At 40.2% G+C, this 1,658-nt stretch carries 1 protein-coding gene; it reads left to right on the top strand.

Going from position 1 to position 1,658, the window contains the following annotated elements; genetic code table 11:
* Positions 1-154: 154 nt before the first annotated feature.
* Positions 155-1,468, top strand: coding sequence for an IS1380 family transposase (locus tag PVE40_RS12680; protein ID WP_274732296.1), 1,314 nt, complete (start codon positions 155-157; stop codon positions 1,466-1,468).
* The last annotated feature ends 190 nt before the right edge of the window (positions 1,469-1,658 follow it).

Genomic DNA, 1,658 nt, shown 5'->3' with positions numbered 1-1,658 from the left:
CCTGGATAATTCATAAAATTTCAGGAAACTACGACTAACCTTGCTGCAATAGCATTTTTCACTTGTTCGATAAACACCCTTTGGGTGTACAAAAAGAACCCCAATCTGATATGGTTAAGTTACCACACTAAAACCATAGAAAGGGGCTCTCTCAATGGCTACATTACACGAAAAAAAGGTACAATTCAACTCTAAACTGACGATTTCAAACACAGGTGGAAATTTGTCCACCGATTCTGGATTGGTTCTCGTCAAAGAATTTATGGAGTCTCTTAATTTCTCCGATCTTTCTAAGCAATACTTGGGAATAGAGGACAAACGTCTCTATCATATCCATGACAATTTTTCTTTGATGGAGCAGTTGATTTATCAAAATATCGCTGGCTATTCGACCGATTCCTCCGCAAATCTATTGAAGCAAGACCCTATTTTCAAGGTGATTTTGGATAAGTCCAGGCTTGCCTCGCAGTCTTCGATTTCCCGATTCTGGGATCGCATAAGCGAAGAAAATATTTCTCAGTTGCAAGATCTTAACCAAGCCATGATTGATAAAGTACGGTCGGCAAGAAATACAACAGAAATGATCTTTGACTTGGATTCAACCCATTCTGATACTTACGGAGATCAAGAAAATACTGATTACAATGCTCATTATCGAACCAATGGATACCATCCGTTAGTCGCATTTGACGGTTTGACGGGAGATTTCTTAAAAGCAGAACTTCGTTCTGGCAATGTCTACACGTCTAATGGCGTTGGGACATTTATGGAGCCTCTTTTTGAGCATTATAACCAAGTGGTTCCTGTCAGCAATATTCTCGTCCGTGGAGATAGCGGGTTCGCTACACCGGAACTTTACGATCTCTGTGAAGCTTATGACAGCTTCTTTGTGATCCGCTTAAAAGCGAACCGTAACCTTTCAAAAATTGCGGAAAGCTTTATTCAGATTGACGATAACCACCCTTGGGATGAAAAAGAAGTTGTTTATTCTTCAACATCCTATCAAGCAAAAAGTTGGTCCAAAGAACGCCGAGTCTGCATTAAATCAACACGGGAAGCTGATGAACTCTTATTCCGACATGAATACATCGTCACCAATTACTCCAATAATGTCTATGCAGAAACAGTCTTTCGGACTTACTGTAAACGCGGCACCATGGAAAACTTCATTAAAGAAGCGAAGAATGGCTTTTATTTCGATAAGACCGATAGCCCTTCCTTTTTAGAAAATTACGCTGGCATGATGGTAAGCCTGTTGGCTTACAACATCGTTAACTTTATGCGTACGCTTTGTTTCACACAGGGATCGGCCAACATGCAGGTGGACACAATCCGATTAAAACGATTCAAGGTCGCAGGTAAACTCGTTCGAACAGGACGTAGGCTGCTGCTGAAACTCAGTTCTTATCATGTACATCAGGGCTTATTTTATCAAGTCCTCGGAAATATCCAGCAGCTCTGCTGGTAAATAAATCCCAATTTTAAAAATTATATTGTGCTTCAAGGGACGAGTGCGCCCAAATTTGGCTGAACCGCAGCTGTTTACCTAAACAGTTCGGATTTTTTAATCTGTTGGGTTCTGAGACGGAATAAAAAATATAAATTCCGGTAAAATTTAGAGCAACAGATCATTTTTTTGTCGGTATGAATTATTCAGG

It is taken from the genome of Jeotgalibaca caeni (assembly GCF_028863945.1).
Taxonomy (GTDB): Bacteria; Bacillota; Bacilli; order Lactobacillales; family Aerococcaceae; genus Jeotgalibaca; species Jeotgalibaca caeni.
This window is presented reverse-complemented; position numbering and strand designations above follow the sequence as displayed.

What these genes read in the sequence shown, in the direction of transcription:
- PVE40_RS12680 (WP_274732296.1), top strand. Translation starts at nt 155, where the DNA reads ATGGCTACATTACACGAAAAAAAGGTACAATTCAACTCTAAACTGACG.